The organism is Dermatophilaceae bacterium Soc4.6, from assembly GCA_039889245.1.
Lineage (GTDB): Bacteria > Actinomycetota > Actinomycetes > Actinomycetales > Dermatophilaceae > Lapillicoccus.
The window spans coordinates 2,605,734-2,620,737 of sequence record JAZGVH010000002.1 but is presented as its reverse complement, the minus strand read 5'-3'; the positions used below and the strand labels follow the sequence as shown (position 1 = coordinate 2,620,737).

At 72.2% G+C, this 15,004-nt stretch carries 13 protein-coding genes; 10 read left to right on the top strand and 3 right to left on the bottom strand.

Features of this window, described 5'->3' with window-relative positions:
- The first annotated feature begins 4 nt into the window (after positions 1 to 4).
- The 5 genes from V3N99_12110 to V3N99_12090 all read left to right on the top strand — a co-directional run bounded on the left by V3N99_12110 (position 5) and on the right by V3N99_12090 (position 7,144).
- Positions 5 to 1,024, top strand: coding sequence for a sugar ABC transporter permease (locus V3N99_12110; GenBank protein ID MEO3937487.1), 1,020 nt, complete (start codon positions 5 to 7; stop codon positions 1,022 to 1,024).
- On the top strand, positions 1,017 to 1,856 hold the full coding sequence (locus V3N99_12105) for a carbohydrate ABC transporter permease (protein ID MEO3937486.1): 840 nt from the start codon (positions 1,017 to 1,019) through the stop codon (positions 1,854 to 1,856). Before V3N99_12110 ends, V3N99_12105 begins: the two co-directional genes overlap by 8 nt.
- The gene (locus V3N99_12100) at positions 1,853 to 4,423 is read left to right on the top strand and encodes a glycoside hydrolase family 2 protein (GenBank protein ID MEO3937485.1); all 2,571 of its coding nucleotides are present in this window, start codon (positions 1,853 to 1,855) and stop codon (positions 4,421 to 4,423) included. Before V3N99_12105 ends, V3N99_12100 begins: the two co-directional genes overlap by 4 nt.
- Positions 4,420 to 5,883, top strand: a complete 1,464-nt coding sequence (locus V3N99_12095; GenBank protein ID MEO3937484.1) for a GH1 family beta-glucosidase — start codon at positions 4,420 to 4,422, stop codon at positions 5,881 to 5,883. Before V3N99_12100 ends, V3N99_12095 begins: the two co-directional genes overlap by 4 nt.
- A gap of 88 nt (positions 5,884 to 5,971) precedes the next feature.
- The gene (locus V3N99_12090) at positions 5,972 to 7,144 is read left to right on the top strand and encodes a 3-hydroxyacyl-CoA dehydrogenase NAD-binding domain-containing protein (GenBank protein MEO3937483.1); all 1,173 of its coding nucleotides are present in this window, start codon (positions 5,972 to 5,974) and stop codon (positions 7,142 to 7,144) included.
- A 45-nt stretch (positions 7,145 to 7,189) separates the two neighbouring features.
- Here V3N99_12090 and V3N99_12085 read toward each other — a convergent pair whose 3' ends face one another.
- The 3 genes from V3N99_12085 to V3N99_12075 all read right to left on the bottom strand — a co-directional run bounded on the left by V3N99_12085 (position 7,190) and on the right by V3N99_12075 (position 10,027).
- Positions 7,190 to 7,738, bottom strand: a complete 549-nt coding sequence (locus V3N99_12085) for a helix-turn-helix transcriptional regulator (GenBank protein ID MEO3937482.1) — start codon at positions 7,736 to 7,738, stop codon at positions 7,190 to 7,192.
- Between the two features lie 250 nt (positions 7,739 to 7,988).
- The gene (locus V3N99_12080; GenBank protein ID MEO3937481.1) at positions 7,989 to 8,813 is read right to left on the bottom strand and encodes an RIO1 family regulatory kinase/ATPase; all 825 of its coding nucleotides are present in this window, start codon (positions 8,811 to 8,813) and stop codon (positions 7,989 to 7,991) included.
- Between the two features lie 308 nt (positions 8,814 to 9,121).
- Positions 9,122 to 10,027 carry a P1 family peptidase gene (locus V3N99_12075; protein MEO3937480.1) on the bottom strand — a complete coding sequence of 302 codons (906 nt, stop codon included), beginning with the start codon at positions 10,025 to 10,027 and terminating at the stop codon, positions 9,122 to 9,124.
- A gap of 80 nt (positions 10,028 to 10,107) precedes the next feature.
- Between V3N99_12075 and V3N99_12070 the strand changes: the two genes are divergently transcribed.
- The 5 genes from V3N99_12070 to V3N99_12050 all read left to right on the top strand — a co-directional run bounded on the left by V3N99_12070 (position 10,108) and on the right by V3N99_12050 (position 15,002).
- Positions 10,108 to 11,055 carry a patatin-like phospholipase family protein gene (locus tag V3N99_12070; protein ID MEO3937479.1) on the top strand — a complete coding sequence of 316 codons (948 nt, stop codon included), beginning with the start codon at positions 10,108 to 10,110 and terminating at the stop codon, positions 11,053 to 11,055.
- 39 nt (positions 11,056 to 11,094) lie between these two features.
- Entirely contained in the window at positions 11,095 to 12,123 is a 1,029-nt protein-coding gene (locus V3N99_12065; protein ID MEO3937478.1) for a S41 family peptidase, read from the top strand.
- 112 nt (positions 12,124 to 12,235) lie between these two features.
- Complete coding sequence (locus V3N99_12060) at positions 12,236 to 13,183, top strand: ABC transporter substrate-binding protein (protein MEO3937477.1); 948 nt, start codon at positions 12,236 to 12,238, stop codon at positions 13,181 to 13,183.
- A complete protein-coding gene (locus tag V3N99_12055) occupies positions 13,180 to 14,163 on the top strand; it encodes an amino acid ABC transporter permease (GenBank protein ID MEO3937476.1) in 984 nt (327 codons plus the stop codon). The genes V3N99_12060 and V3N99_12055 overlap by 4 nt, the downstream gene beginning before the upstream one ends.
- Positions 14,164 to 14,165: 2 nt before the next feature.
- Positions 14,166 to 15,002 carry an amino acid ABC transporter ATP-binding protein gene (locus V3N99_12050; protein MEO3937475.1) on the top strand — a complete coding sequence of 279 codons (837 nt, stop codon included), beginning with the start codon at positions 14,166 to 14,168 and terminating at the stop codon, positions 15,000 to 15,002.
- Positions 15,003 to 15,004 lie beyond the last annotated feature (2 nt).

Sequence of the window (15,004 nt, the reverse complement as noted above, 5' to 3'; positions counted from 1 at the left end):
GGTCATGGCCACCTCCACCAGCTCAGCCACCAGCTCAGCCCCCACGGCAGCCCGCACGGCAGCCCCGTCGACCGCCGGGGCGGGCACCACCCGTCCCCGGCGGCGGCGTGGCCGCGCCACCTCGCGTGACCACAAGCTCCTGCCCTACCTGCTGCTCGCGCCGGCCGTCGTCATGGAGCTGCTGATCCACATCCTGCCGATGCTCGTCGGCATCTGGATGAGCTTCGTGCGCCTCACGAAGTTCTTCCTGGCCAACTGGTCAGCGGCCCCCTGGGCGGGTCTGGGCAACTACCGGCTGGCGCTCGACATCAACTCGAGCATCGGCGCCAAGCTCTTCCAGTCGTTCCTCGTGACCATCGGCTTCTCCGTCGCCGCGGTCGTGCTGTCGTGGGGGCTGGGGATGGCCGCGGCCGTGGCCCTCCAGCAACCATTCCGGGGACGAGGCATCGTGCGCACCCTCTTCCTGGTCCCCTATGCGCTGCCTGCGTATGCCGGGATCCTCACATGGAACTTCATGCTCCAGCGCGACACGGGCCTGATCAACCACGTGCTCGCCGACAACCTGCACCTCACCGGCGACCGGCCCTTCTGGTTGCTGGGCAACAACGCGTTCACCTCGCTCGTCGTCGTCGCCGTCTGGCGGCTGTGGCCCTTCGCCTTCCTCACGATCATGGCCGGCCTGCAGTCGGTCCCGACCGAGCTCTACGAGGCGGCCTCGGTCGACGGTGCGGGCAACCTGCGGTCCTGGCGGTCGATCACCCTGCCGTCGCTGCGCCCGGTCAACATCGTGCTCGTGCTCGTCCTCTTCCTGTGGACGTTCAGCGACTTCAACACGCCGTACGTGCTGTTCGGCACGGCCCAGCCCCCGGCGGGCGACCTCGTGTCGTTCCACATCTACAACGCCTCGTTCCTCACGTGGAACTTCGGCATCGGGGCGGCTATGTCGGTGCTGTTGCTGCTCTTCCTCATGGTCCTCACCGCGGCCTACCTCGTCGTCACCAACCGGAGGTCCAGTCGTGCGTAACACCAAGGGCTTCATGTCGTTCCGCGCCGTGACCGTGCTGCTGCTCGGTGCCTTCACCCTCATCCCGCTCTACGCGATGGTGACCGCGGCCCTCAAGCCGCTGCGCGACGTGCAGAGCACCTTCACGTGGTGGCCGTCGACCCTCACCGTCTCCCCCTTCGTCGACATGTGGACGACCGTGCCGCTGGCGCGCTACTTCGGCAACAGCCTGGTCGTCTCCGGGCTGGCCACGCTGGCCAGCGTCGTGCTCGCCGTGCTGGCCGCCTTCGCGGTGTCGCGCTTCAGCTTCCGGGGGCGCTCGATCTTCACCACCACCGTCCTGTCGACGCAGATGTTCCCGGGGGTGCTCTTCCTGCTCCCTCTCTTCCTCATCTTCACCAACATCAACAGCGCCACCGGGATCCAGCTCGTGGGCTCGCGCCTCGGGCTGGTGATCACCTACCTCACCTTCACGCTGCCCTTCTCGATCTGGATGCTCGTCGGCTACTTCGACTCGATCCCGCGCGAGCTCGACGAGGCGGCGATGGTCGACGGCTGCACCCCCCTCGGCGCCCTCTGGCGAGTGGTGCTGCCCGCTGCCCGTCCGGGAGTCATCGCCGTCGCGATCTACTCCTTCATGACCGCCTGGGGGGAGGTGCTCTTCGCCTCGGTGATGACCAACGACTCCAACCGCACCCTGGCGGTCGGGCTGCGGGAGTACTCCACGCAGACCAACGTCTACTGGAACCAGATCATGGCCGCCTCGCTGGTGGTCAGCGTGCCGGTCGTCGTCGGCTTCCTGCTCGCCCAGAAGAGCTTCGTCGCCGGCGTGACCGCTGGAGCCGTCAAGTGAGACAGCTGCTCGACGAGCCCTGGGTGCTGACCGCCACCGACGGCGCGGTGCCCGACGTCCTGCGCGGGGTCGAGGTCGCGGCGACGGTGCCCGGGGTCGTGCACACCGACCTGCTCGCCGCGGGCCTGATCCCCGACCCCTACCTCGACGAGAACGAGGCCGCGCTCCAGTGGATCGGTCGCACCGCGTGGCGCTACCGCACCCGCCTCCACCTGTCGCCCCCCGCGCCCGGCGAGCGGGTCGAGCTCGTCTTCGCCGGCCTCGACACCGTCGCGCAGGTGCGCCTCGACGACCACCTGCTCGGGACACCGAGCAACATGCACCGCACCCACCGGTACGACGTCACGGACCTCCTCGGTGACGAAGGTGCCGCCACGGCCAGGGTGCCGGGCGGGCACGACCTCGTCGTCGACCTCACCGCGCCGCTCGACGCCGCCGAGGCGATGAGCCAGGCGCAGGGGCCACGGGTGCACACCAACGAGCACCCCTTCAACGCGGTGCGCAAGATGGCCTGCAACTTCGGGTGGGACTGGGGCCCCGATCTCGTGACGGCGGGAATCTGGCGGCCGGTGCTCGTCGAGCGCTGGCACACGGCCCGGCTGGGCAGCGTGCGACCGCTCGCCACCGTCGACGGGACGACCGGTCGGGTCGAGGTGCACGTCGAGGTCGCTCGCCCCGCCGGTGAGGGCGCCACCCTCTCGCTGGCCGCGTCGCTCACCGCACCCGACGGCACTCCATACCTCGCGAGCGTGGTCGTCGGCAGCACCGGCAGCGACGTGGTCGTCGCTCTCGACGTGCCGCAGGTGGCGCTGTGGTGGCCCCGCGGCTACGGCGACCAACCGCTCTACGACCTCGTCGTCAGCCTCAGCAGCCTCAGCAGCCTCGACACCCCCGACACCCCCGACACCCCCGACACCCTCGACCCCGAGGGCCACGAGCTCGACCGCTGGCAGGGGCGCACCGGCTTCCGCACGGTCACGCTCGACACCGAGCCCGATGAGCACGGGACGCCGTTCGTGCTCTCGGTCAACCACCACCCCGTCCTGGTCAAGGGGGCCAACTGGATCCCCGACGACGCCTTCCCGCACCGGGTCGACCACGCCCGCTACGCCACCCGCATCGTCGACGCGGTCGAGGCGGGGATGAACCTCCTGCGGGTCTGGGGTGGTGGCATCTACGAGTCCGACGACTTCTACGACCTCTGCGACGAGCAGGGCGTGCTGGTCTGGCAGGACTTCCTCTTCGCGTGCGCGGCCTACGCAGAGGAGCCGCCGCTGCGCGGGGAGGTCGTCGCGGAGGCGACCGAGGCGGTGACCCGGCTCAGCCCGCACCCGAGCCTCGTGGTCTGGAACGGCAACAACGAGAACCTCTGGGGACACGAGGACTGGGGCTGGGCCGCACAGCTCGGCGACCTCACGTGGGGGCGCGGCTACTACCTCGAGGTGCTGCCCGAGCTGCTGGCCCGCCTCGACCCGACCCGGCCCTACTCACCCGGCAGCCCGTGGTCCTTCGACGAGCAGCGCCACCCCAACGACCCCGCTCACGGCACGACGCACCTGTGGGACGTGTGGAACACGCTCGACCACACGCACTACCGCGACTCCGTGCCGCGCTTCGTCTCCGAGTTCGGCTACCAGGGGCCGCCGACCTGGGCCACGCTGACCCAGGCCGTCCACGACCGGCCGCTCACCCCGACGTCACCCGCGATGTCGAGCCACCAGAAGGCGATCGGCGGCGACGACAAGCTCAACCGGGGCATTGCCCCCCACCTGCACCGGCCACCCGACGACCGCTTCGACGACTGGCACTGGGCGATGCAGGTGCAGCAGGCCCGCGCCGTCAGGTTCGGCCTCGAGCACCTGCGCTCGTGGCACCCGGTCTGCTCCGGGGCGATCGTCTGGCAGCTGAACGACTGCTGGCCCGTGACGTCGTGGGCTGCCGTCGACGGCGACGGCCGGCGCAAGCCGCTGTGGTTCGCGCTGCGCCACGCCTACGCCCCGAGGCTGCTCAGCATCCAGCCCCGCGAGGGTGGGCTGGGGCTCGCGGTCGGCAACGACACCGACGAGGCCTGGGTCACGCACGTCGCCGTACGCCGCCTCGACCTCCACGGTGACGAACGTGCCCTCACGACCCTCGCCGTCGAGGTCGCGCCGCGGTCCACGGTCACCGTGCCCCTCCCGGTGGCGCTGTGGAGCGACGTCGACCCGGCGCGCGACGTGCTGGTCGCGCAGGCAGGGATCCAGCGCGCCCTGTGGTTCTTCGCCGAGGACAAGGATCTCGCCCTCGCGCCGGGGTGGGCCTCGACGAGGGCGGAGCGGGTGCCCGGAGGCTACGACGTGCACCTGACGGCAGCGGGGCTCCAGCGCGACGTCTGCCTGCTGGTCGACAAGGTCGACCCTGACGCCACCGTCGACGACGGCATGGTGACGCTGCTGCCGGGTGAGAGCTGCACCCTCCACGTCACCAGCGACCTGACGGTTGCCCCCGAGGCATGGCTCGCGCCGAGCGTCGTGCGCAGCACCAACCAGCTCGTCTCCGCCCCCGACCTCCAAGGAGCCCACCGATGACCGACCTGTCGCCCGCCTCTCCCGAGCTGACCTTCCCCGAGCTGATCTTCCCCGGGGGCTTCCTCTTCGGCTCGGCCACCGCCAGCTACCAGATCGAGGGTGCCGCCGGGGAGGACGGCCGCACACCCTCGATCTGGGACACCTTCAGCCACACGCCCGGTCGGGTGCGGGGCGGCGACACCGGTGACGTGGCCGTCGACCACTACCACCGCATGCCGCAGGACGTCGCCCTGATGAAGGAGCTCGGCCTGCGCTCCTACCGCTTCTCCGTCGCGTGGTCACGCGTGCAACCGCACGGGTCAGGACCGTTCAACCCCCAAGGGATCGCCTTCTACGACCGGCTCGTCGACGAGCTGCTCGGGGCCGGCATCGCCCCCATCGTCACGCTGTACCACTGGGACCTCCCGCAGGAGCTGGAGGATGCGGGCGGCTGGGCCGCGCGGTCCACCGCCGAGGCCTTCGGCCCGTATGCCGCGGCTGTCGCCGAGGCGCTCGGTGACCGGGTGCACACCTGGACGACCCTCAACGAGCCCTGGTGCGCGGCCTACCTGGGCTATGCGTCGGGAGTCCACGCGCCGGGACGAACCGACGGCGCGGCCGCCCTCGCTGCGGTGCACCACCTCAACCTCGCCCACGGCCTGGCCTGCCAGGCTGTGCGGTCGGTGCTGCCGCAGGCGCAGCTGTCGGTGACCCACAACCTGCACGTGATCCGGCCCGCGGACCCGTACTCCGCCGACGACCTCGATGTGGTGCGGCGGATGGACGCCCTGGGCAACCGAGCGTTCCTCGAGCCACAGCTCGAGGGTCGGCTGCCGCAGGACCTCGTCGCCGACACGGCGGCGGTGACCGACTGGGGCTTCGTGCGGGACGGCGACCTCGAGACCATCCACCAGCCGATCGACGTGCTGGGAGTCAACTACTACACGACGTCGGTGGTGCGGAAGTGGGACGGCGTCTCACCCCGGGTCATGGAGGACGGGCACATGGTGAGCGAGCACGTCCCCTGGGTGGGCCTCGACGACTGCGACTTCGTCATCCCGCAGGGACCGCGCACCGAGATGGGCTGGCTGGTCGACCCGGCGGGCCTGACCGAGCTGCTGCTGCGGACCTCGAAGACCTACCCGGGCCTGCCCCTGATGGTGACCGAGAACGGTGCTGCCTTCGACGACGTCGTCGTCGTCGAGGACCAGGGGGCGGGCGCGGAGCGCCGGGTGCACGACGTCGAGCGGGTGGACTACGTCAGGCGCCATCTGGCCGCGGTGCTCGAGGCGATCGACCGGGGCGCCGACGTGCGCGGCTACCAGCTGTGGTCGTTGCTCGACAACTTCGAGTGGGCCTGGGGCTATGACCGTCGCTTCGGCATCACGCACGTCGACTACGCGACGCAGGAGCGCACCCTGAAGGACTCGGCGCTGTTCTACGCGGGCGTCATCCGGGCCAACACCGACGTCGGGGCCTGACCGGCGCGCCCCCGTCTTCGCGACGACGGGGGTAGGAGTCGACTCCTCGGACTCACCCGGAGTTGGGGCCGTGTAGCAGGATGGGCTCATGGAGCCGCTCGGTCACGTCGCAGTCATCGGCACGGGCGCCATGGGCGCGGGCATCGCGCAGGTCGCCGCGACGGCGGGGCACGTGGTGCACCTGGTCGACGCCGTGGACGGAGCGGCGGGGCGAGCCCGCGACGGCATCGCCGCCCGCCTGGACGCCCGGGTCTCGCGCGGCCGGATGACGGCGGCGGACGCGGCGGCGACGGTCGCGCGTCTCGAGGTGGCCGATGGCATCGGCGACCTGCCCGCGTGCCTGCTCGTCGTCGAGGCGGTCCGGGAAGACCTCGAGGTCAAGCGGGCGATCTTCGCCGAGCTGGCCGCGCGTCAACCGGTGACCGCGGTGCTGGCCAGCAACACCTCGAGCATCGACATCGACGCCATCGCCGAGGCCGTGCCCGAGCCGGGGCGAGGGCGGGTCATCGGCCTGCACTTCTTCAACCCGGCCCCGGCCATGGCGCTGGTCGAGGTGGTGGCTGGGCGGGGCAGCGCCGAGCCCGCCCTCGACGTCGGTGCCGAGCTCGTGCGGGCCTGGGGCAAGACCCCGGTGCGCTGTGCGTCGACCCCCGGCTTCGTCGTCAACCGGGTCGCGCGACCCTTCTACGGCGAGGCGCAGCGGCTGCTCGGCGACGAGGTCGCCGACGCCGCCACGATCGACGCCGCCCTGCGGGGGGCCGGCTTCCGACTCGGTCCCCTCGAGCTGACCGACCTCATCGGGCAGGACGTCAACCTCGCTGTCGGCACCAGCGTGTGGGAGCAGACCGGTCGCGACCCGCGCTACGCGCCCACGGCCCTGCAGCAGCAGCTCGTCGCCGACGGCCGGCTCGGCCGCAAGAGCGGCCACGGCATCTACGCGTATGCCGCCGACGGCAACCTCCTGACCACCGGGCCCGACGAGCAGCTGCTAGCCGACCTGGTCGGTGGACCGGTCACCACCGACCCGGTGGCGCGCACCCTGGCCATGCTCGTCAACGAGGCCGTCGACCTGGTCCACCGCGGGGAGGCGAGCAGCGACGACGTCGACCTGGCCATGCGCCTCGGCGCAGGCTATCCCCGGGGCATCCTCGAGTGGGGCCGAGAGATCGGCTTCGACGTCGTGGAAGCCCAGCTCCGCGAGCTGGCCGCGGCCTTCCCGGGGGGCCGCTACCGCCCGAGCCCCGGACTCACCACCGCATAGGCCGACACCAGGGGTGGGGGGTCGGACCCGCCACCAGCACCTCCCTCACGGCGGGTACCCCTGCATCGGCGCACCCCCACACGGAGGATGGCCCACGTACGACGGGAACCGACCGTAACGCCGCACCACGTGCGCCCAGGTGATGTACCGCGCCCACGACCACACGGGCCGCATCACCCACGGCACCCCCCGATGACGCGCCGTCCACCACGTGTGAGGGATCTTCAGCGGATACACGTGCCGATGCGCCGGCGGACGACGACCCGCTGCATCACGCACCCCCTCGTCCTCCACCCGCTGCCGCCAGAACACCACGATCTGCGCCGCCACCGGATCACGCGGACACGGCGGATCCGCCGGCTCACGCTGCCCCTCCGGCCGCCGATCCACCACCCCCACCTCGAACCCCACCCGCTCCAGCACCCCCAGCACCGCGGCGACCGCCCCACTGACGACGCCCGCCTCCCACCGCGCGACCGCCGACTTCCCCACTCCCAGCTGCGCCGCCAGCTCCCGCTGGCTCCACCCCCGCGCATACCGCACCGCGCGCAACGCATCCCCCACCTGACCACCGAACGACGACGACTCACCCATCTCCCGAGTCTCACCCGTCACCCCACCCACCACCCCCCACCCGCCGTCCCCCTGGGGACACCACCGCCGACCCCACCCCCTGTGGACAAACCCACCCCCAGCCGCCGGGACCCACCACCACACCTCGCCCGCCACAGACTGTGCCGTGCCCCACGACGTGGGGCACGGCACAGTCTGTGGCGGGGAAGTCTCCAGGCTACGTCCTAACCCACCCCACCCCCTCTCGGGAACCATCCGTCGCGCGCGGCCTTCAGCCGAAGCCCACCCCGTAGGCCTGCGTCACCAGCTCGGCGAAGAGCACCTGCTCGTCGACGTCGAGGCCTCTGGCCCGGAACCAGGTGCACATGTTGTGGCAGTCACGCAGGAGGAAGTCCTGGCCGGCCGGGTTGGCGACGATGTCGACGACCTGGGGAACGTCGATGACGACCAGGCGCTCGCCGGCGGCAAGGACGTTGTAGGGCGAGAGGTCCCCGTGGGCTGCGCCCATGGCGGCCAGGAGCAGCATCGCCTCGTGCAGCTGGTCGAAGTACGACGCCAACCGCTCGGGATCGGGACGGGTCTGGGCGAGCCGTGGGGCCGGAGTGCCGTCGGGCGAGGTCACGAGCTCCATCAGGATCTCGGTCCCGTCGATCTGCACGGGGTAGGGCACGGGCACACCGGCCTCCCAACAGCGCCCCAGGAACTCCCACTCCGCCCAGGCCCACTGGCCGGCCGCGACGGCGCGGCCGTGGGCGGTCCCCTTCGCGATCGCCCGGGCGTCCCTCGAGCTGCGCACCCGGCGCCCCTGGGTGTAGGTGGCGGCCCGGTGGAACTGGCGGTGCTCGGCGTCGCGATACCGCTTGGCGGCGAGGACCACACCCACATCCGTCCCCGGCACCGCGCGCTCGAGCAGGAAGACGTCGGCCTCCTTGCCCGTCTTGAGGACCCCCAGCTCGGTGTCGACCGCCGCCCGGTCGGTGACCACCCAGTCGGGCGCGGGCTGGGGGCCGCGGCTGAGAGGCTCGACGTCCCAGTAGGTCGAGAAGCGCTGGCCCTCGTCGACGTCCTCCACGGGCCGGAAGTCGAAGGTGAGCACCGGCTCGGCAGCCGCGGGGTGGCCTCCCTGACTCGCGGGGCTCGCGGGGCTGGCTGGGCTGGCGGGGCTGGCTGGGCTGGTGGTGGGGGTGGGCGGTGGGGTGCTAGCCGCGGAGGTCGCGCGGTCGATACCTCGGGTCATGAGAGGGGCTCCGGTGAGAGAAGGGGGCGGCGGGCAGGCCGAGGACAGGGATCGACATGTCACGGCTCCTCTCATCGGGCCGGGCGGACGCCCAGCGATCTGACCCCATCGTGAGAGCCTCGACCTGACGGCGCAACTGCTTTTGTCGGACGGGGTCAGGCAGGCGCTCAGGCCGGTGCGCCGACCGATCGGATGGCGTCGCAGACGACGGCCAGGGCCAGCAGCCGCACGACATCGAGGTCCGCATCGACCTCGCCGGTGGCCGCGGCCACGAAGGCGTCGCCGTCGTAGCGGGTGTGCGGAGGCGTGACCGCCCGGGCCAACCCGTCGTGCGCGCCCTGAGCGACCACGTGACAGCCGGTCTTGTCGAGACGGGCGTTGGTGACGACCACCCCGATGGTCGTATGGAGCCTCTCGCTCTCCACCTCGCTGGCGGGTCCCGTCGCGACGCCACGACGAGCCTCGACGGACCGCTGGAGGTGCTCGGCCACCTCGAGCGACGGGCTCGCCGACCCGTCGGCCAGGTCGCCGAAGGCGTTGACGGCGACCAGCGCCCAGACCACGACGTCGCCGACCTGCCGCACGGCCGTCCCGAGGCCCCCGGGTGAGCGCCCGCTCGGGCCCCGCCACTGACCGGTGTGGGCCCCGGTCCCGGCCCCCACCAGACCGGTGAGCTGCGCGTCGCCAGAGGCGGCGCACGCGGCGGCATAGCCGTCCTGCGCGGTCGGTCGCGCGTGGCGGTCGCCGGCCGTGAGGTCGAACAGCGCGAGGGCCGGCACGATGGGCACCCGGCCTGCCGACGTCGGCACTCCACGGTCGAGCTCCTCACAGCGACGCATCACCCCGTCGGCGGCGGCCAGCCCGAAGGCGGACCCCCCGGTGAGCAGCACCGCATCGACCCGGCTCACCGACTTGTCCGGCTCGAGCACCGTGAGCTCCCGCGACGCGGGAGCGCCGCCACGGCACTCGTAGGAGGCCGTCGTCCCGGGCGGCAGCACGATCACGGTGCACCCGGTCCGGCCGACCGGGTCGGTCCAGTGACCGACCCCCACTCCGGGAACAGGGATCCTCATCGACGTCCCTCCTGCAGGTCACCACCGCCCGCGAGCCACGGTAGCGGAATGCCCGGTGCTCCAGCCGTCGTTGCGACAGGATGAGCGACGCGATCCCCACCCCCACAGCTGCGTCCCCGGATGGCGGGTCGACCCCTGTGCGCAGGGTCCCGACCACAGCCCTGGTCCTCGCGGGCGGTGGGCTGGCCGGCATCGCCTGGGAGCTGGGAGTGCTGCAGGGTCTCGCCGACGTCGACCCCGCCCTCGCCGCGCGGGTGCTGGCCAGCGACGTCGTCGTGGGCACCTCGGCGGGATCGGTCGTCGGGGCCCAGGTCACCGTCGCCACCTCGGCCGACCCGTCGCCGACCCTCGAGCAGCTGTATGCCGCGCAACGGGTCGACGCGACCGCCGAGCTCTCGGCCGACCTCGACCTCACGTCGTTCGCCCAGCGTCTGGCCGCGGCCACCGCCGGTGCGCGGTCGGCGGCCGAGGTCCGGCGAGCCGTGGGGGCCTTCGCCCTCGCCGCCGACACCGTGCCGGCGCAGGAGCGGCTCGCCGTGATCCGCACTCGCCTGCCGCGCCCGCAGTGGCCCGAGCGCGACCTGCGAGTCGTCACGCTCGACGCGCAGTCGGGCGAGCGTCGGGTGCTCGACCGTCACAGCGGCGTCGACCTCGCCCTCGCCATCGCCGCGAGCTGCGCCGTGCCAGGCATCTGGCCCGTGGTGGCGATCGACGGCCACCACTACACCGACGGCGGCGTCCACTCCGGGGCGAACGCCGACGTCGCCGCCGGCTGCGACATCGTGCTCGTGCTCTCACCCACGCTCCCCGACGGGCCGACGATGCTCGGCCGCCCCCTCGCCGACGAGCTCGTCGACCTCGGCCCCGCCGCGGTCCACGTCATCTACGCCGACGCTGACTCCGTGGCCGCCTTCGGCGCCAACCCCCTGTCCCCGACGACCCGGCCCCCCTCCGCTGCGGCGGGCCGGGAGGTGGGACGGGCCCACGCCGCGCGGGTCGCGGCGCTGCTGGGCCCGACCGCCGCGTAGGTTCGACGAGGAGCGCCCCCCGCCTGCGACGATGGGTCGGTGCCCGCTGCCGCCGCTCGTGTCATCGCCCCCCTGGTCGGGATCGGCCTCGGGCTCGGGCTCGCCCTCGCCGCGTGCACCGACGGGTCAGCGCGGGTCGGCCCCACACCGTCGCTCCCGTCCGTCACCGGTCCGAACGCCCCCGTCACGCCGCGCGCCTACACGCAGGCGGCCCTCGACCTGATCGGGGGAGGCCTCGAGGTCGAGTCGAGCTTCGGCGTGCTGCGCGAGATCGCCCTGCGCAAGGCGGGCCCGGCCACGACGACGGCAGGGACGTACGACGCCCTCCGCACCGCCCTGACGGGGGTAGGCCAGAGCCCCGGCGACCTCATCACCCGTGACGCCGTCGCCCGCGTGCCGGCCTCACCCGGCGAGCCCGGCGCCGAGACGGCGGGCGGCATCACCGTGGTCACCCTGCCGGGCTTCGCCGACCTGTCGGCCCGCCCCGGCTCCGGCGCGACGACAGCCGCCGAGGTCGCCTACGCGCGCAGCGGGTCGGCGGCCGTCTCCAACGCCGCGCGCGACACGACCTGTGGCTGGGTCGTCGACGTGCGGGGCAACGGCACCACCGACGTGCCCGTGCTGCTCGGCAGCATCGCCGCACTGCTCCCCGCCGGCCCGGTCCTGTCGCGCGTCGACCGCGATGGCCGGCACTCGGACGTCGTCCTCACCGACGACGGCGTGCACACGGGTGGCACGCTGGCGCTGCCCCTCGACCCGGTCGCCCGGCACGACGAGCCCGTGGTCGTCCTCCAGGACAGCGGCACCTCCCGCGCCGGCGAGGCGGTCGTCCTCGCCTTCCGCTCCCGCAGCGGGAGCCACTCGATCGGGTCGGCGACCTTCGGGAAGGCCACCGACGGCACGACCACGCCTCTGAGCGACGGAGCGATGCTCTACATCACCCGCTGGCGGCTGGGCGAGAGCGCCGGCCCGGTCGCTTCCGGGGCCGTCCTCCCGCAGGAGTCCGCCGACCCCGCCGTGGCCCTCGACGCGGCGCGCGCGTGGCTGCGCGGTCGCTGCGGGCAATGACTCGGTCCGGACACAGGTCGTCGTGATGTCACACCCCCGCAACACGCGGGATGGCAGGATGCCACTCACACGTCCCGCCCCGCCCACGGGACCCTCGAGAGGACCTCACCCCATGACCCGCCGCCTGACCCCCCGCTCGACCCGCTCGACCCGTCGTACGCCCGTCGCCCTCACCGTGCCCGTCGCCCTCGGCCTGACCCTCGGCCTCGCCGCCTGCGGGTCGAGCTCGCTGTCGGGTGGCACCACGGCGCCGGCCAGCAGCTCGGGCGGCAGCACGGCCACCGCGACGGTCGACCCGGCCCTGGTCGCCGCGCTCCCCGCGAAGATCAAGGCCGCTGGCAAGATCGTCGTCGGCACCGACGCGACCTACGCGCCCAACGAGTTCCTCGGCGGCGACGGCAAGACCGTGCAGGGCATGGACGTCGACCTCTTCAACGCCGTCGCCGCGAAGTTCGGCCTGACGGTGGAGTACCAGCCGGCCGGCTTCGACTCGATCATCCTCGGCGTCACCGGGGGGAAGTACGACATGGGCATCTCGAGCTTCTCGGTGACCGCCGAGCGCAAGAAGGTCGTCAACATGGTCAGCTACTTCACGGCCGGAACGCAGTGGGTCACCGCCGCGGGCAACGCCAAGGGCGTCAACCCCGACGACGCGTGCGGCAAGTCGGTGGGGGTGCAGAAGGGCGCCACGCAGGTCGACGACCTCACCGCCCGGAGCAAGAAGTGCACCGACGCGGGCAAGCCGGCGATCAACCTCGTCATCCAGGAGGGCCAGGACCAGGTCACCGCCGACGTCGCCAGCGGCAAGACCGACGCGATGGCCGCCGACTCCCCCGTCGGCCTGTATGCCGCCAAGCAGTCGAACGGCGCGCTCGCCCCCCTGGGCACGCCCTACGACTCGGCGCCCTACGGCTACGTGATCCCCAAGGACGAGACCACGTTCGGCACCGCCCTGGTGACCGCGCTCAAGGCCGCGTCGGCCGACGGTACCTACACCGCCGCCCTGACCAAGTGGGGGGTCGAGGTCGGGGCGATCACCGACTTCGCCGTCAACCCGTGACCGACCTCGCCCCGGGGCCGTCAGCCCCGGCCGACCACGACTCGACCGACCGGCCCGGCGTCATCCACGCCCGGCCGGTCCGGCACCCGGGGCGGTGGGTCGCGCTCGCTGCGATCGCCGTCCTCGTGGCCATGGTGGTGAGCTCCTTCACCACCAACCCCCGGTGGAATTTCTCGCTGGCCTTCGAGATCATGTACCAGAAGCCCGTGCTCGAGGGGCTGCTCAAGGGCACGCTGCTCGGCACCGTCGGAGCCATGATCGTCGGGGTGGGCCTCGGCGTGCCGATCGCGGTGATGCGCCTGTCGAGCAACCCGGTGCTCTCGGGGGTGGCCTTCGTCTTCACCTGGTTCTTCCGCGCCATCCCCCGCTACGTGCTGCTGGTGGTCATCGGGAGCGGCCTCGGCTTCCTCTACCCCCAGACGACCTTCGGGGTGCCCTTCGGACTGCAGCTCGCCGGGTGGTTGAACCTGCCGACCGACCTCACCCTCAGCTCGGTCAGCACCTTCTCCGTGACCGGCTCCATCTGGGGAGGCATCCTCGGGCTCGGCCTGTCGGAGGCGGCCTACATGGCCGAGATCGCCCGGGCGGGGATCGGCTCGGTCGACCGCGGCCAGGCCGAGGCGGCCGAGGCCCTCGGCATGAGCAGCTCCACCGCGATGCGCCGGATCGTCCTGCCCCAGGCCATGCGGGTGATCGTGCCGCCGACCGGCAACGAGACCATCGCGATGGTCAAGGACACCTCGCTGCTGTCGGCCATCCCCATCATCACCGAGCTCTTCTACCAGACCAGGAACATCGGCCTGCGCACCCTGCAGATCATGCCCGCCCTCGTCGCGGCCACCCTGTGGTACCTCATCATCTGCTCGGTCCTGATGGTCGGGCAGTTCTACCTGGAGCGCTACTTCGGTCGCGGCTTCGGGACGACCAAGCCGGCGACGACCCGTCGCTTCGCCCGACCCGGCGGCAGCGGAGGAGCCTGACCATGACCAGCACCGTCCCCGACACGAAGCACGAGAGCCCGCCGGCCGCCCCCCTGGTGCGCGCCGTCAACGTGCTCAAGTCGTTCCACGGCACGCAGGTGCTGAAGGGCATCGACCTCGAGGTGCGCCCCGGGCAGGTCGTCTGCCTGCTCGGGCCCTCGGGCTCGGGCAAGACGACCTTCCTGCGCTGCGTCAACCAGCTCGAGACCATCGACGGTGGCCGCATCTGGGTCGACGGCGACCTCATGGGCTACGCCGAGACCGGCAGCACCCTGCAACGCCTCTCCGACAAGGCGATCGCCCGCCAGCGGGCCGACATCGGCATGGTCTTCCAGCGCTTCAACCTGTTCCCGCACATGACGGCCCTGGCCAACGTCATGGAGGCGCCCTGCCAGGTGCGCGGCGAGAAGAAGTCGGTGGTGCGCGAGCGCGCGCTCCAGCTGCTCGAGCGGGTCGGCCTCTCCGACAAGGCCGACTGCTACCCGGCCCAGCTCTCGGGCGGCCAGCAGCAGCGGGTCGCGATCGCCCGGGCGCTGGCCATGCAGCCCAAGCTCATGCTCTTCGACGAGCCCACGTCGGCCCTGGACCCCGAGCTGGTCGGCGAGGTGCTCGCCGTCATGCGCGAGCTGGCCCGGCAGGGGATGACGATGATCGTGGTGACGCACGAGATGTCGTTCGCCCGCGAGGTCGCCGACACGGTCGTCTTCATGGACGGCGGTGTGGTCGTCGAGGCCGGCGACCCCCGCCAGGTCATCAACAACCCGCAGCACGAGCGCACCAAGGCCTTCCTTCGCCGCATGCACTCCGACGAAGCCCGCGAGCGCGCTACCGAGAGCTGACC

Coding starts and splice junctions, on each gene's coding strand:
- V3N99_12090 (MEO3937483.1), top strand. CDS start 5,972: ATGGAGCCGCTCGGTCACGTCGCAGTCATCGGCACGGGCGCCATGGGC.
- V3N99_12085 (MEO3937482.1), bottom strand. CDS start 7,738: ATGGGTGAGTCGTCGTCGTTCGGTGGTCAGGTGGGGGATGCGTTGCGC.
- V3N99_12075 (MEO3937480.1), bottom strand. CDS start 10,027: ATGAGGATCCCTGTTCCCGGAGTGGGGGTCGGTCACTGGACCGACCCG.
- V3N99_12095 (MEO3937484.1), top strand. CDS start 4,420: ATGACCGACCTGTCGCCCGCCTCTCCCGAGCTGACCTTCCCCGAGCTG.
- V3N99_12110 (MEO3937487.1), top strand. CDS start 5: ATGGCCACCTCCACCAGCTCAGCCACCAGCTCAGCCCCCACGGCAGCC.
- V3N99_12060 (MEO3937477.1), top strand. CDS start 12,236: ATGACCCGCCGCCTGACCCCCCGCTCGACCCGCTCGACCCGTCGTACG.
- V3N99_12070 (MEO3937479.1), top strand. CDS start 10,108: ATGAGCGACGCGATCCCCACCCCCACAGCTGCGTCCCCGGATGGCGGG.
- V3N99_12050 (MEO3937475.1), top strand. CDS start 14,166: ATGACCAGCACCGTCCCCGACACGAAGCACGAGAGCCCGCCGGCCGCC.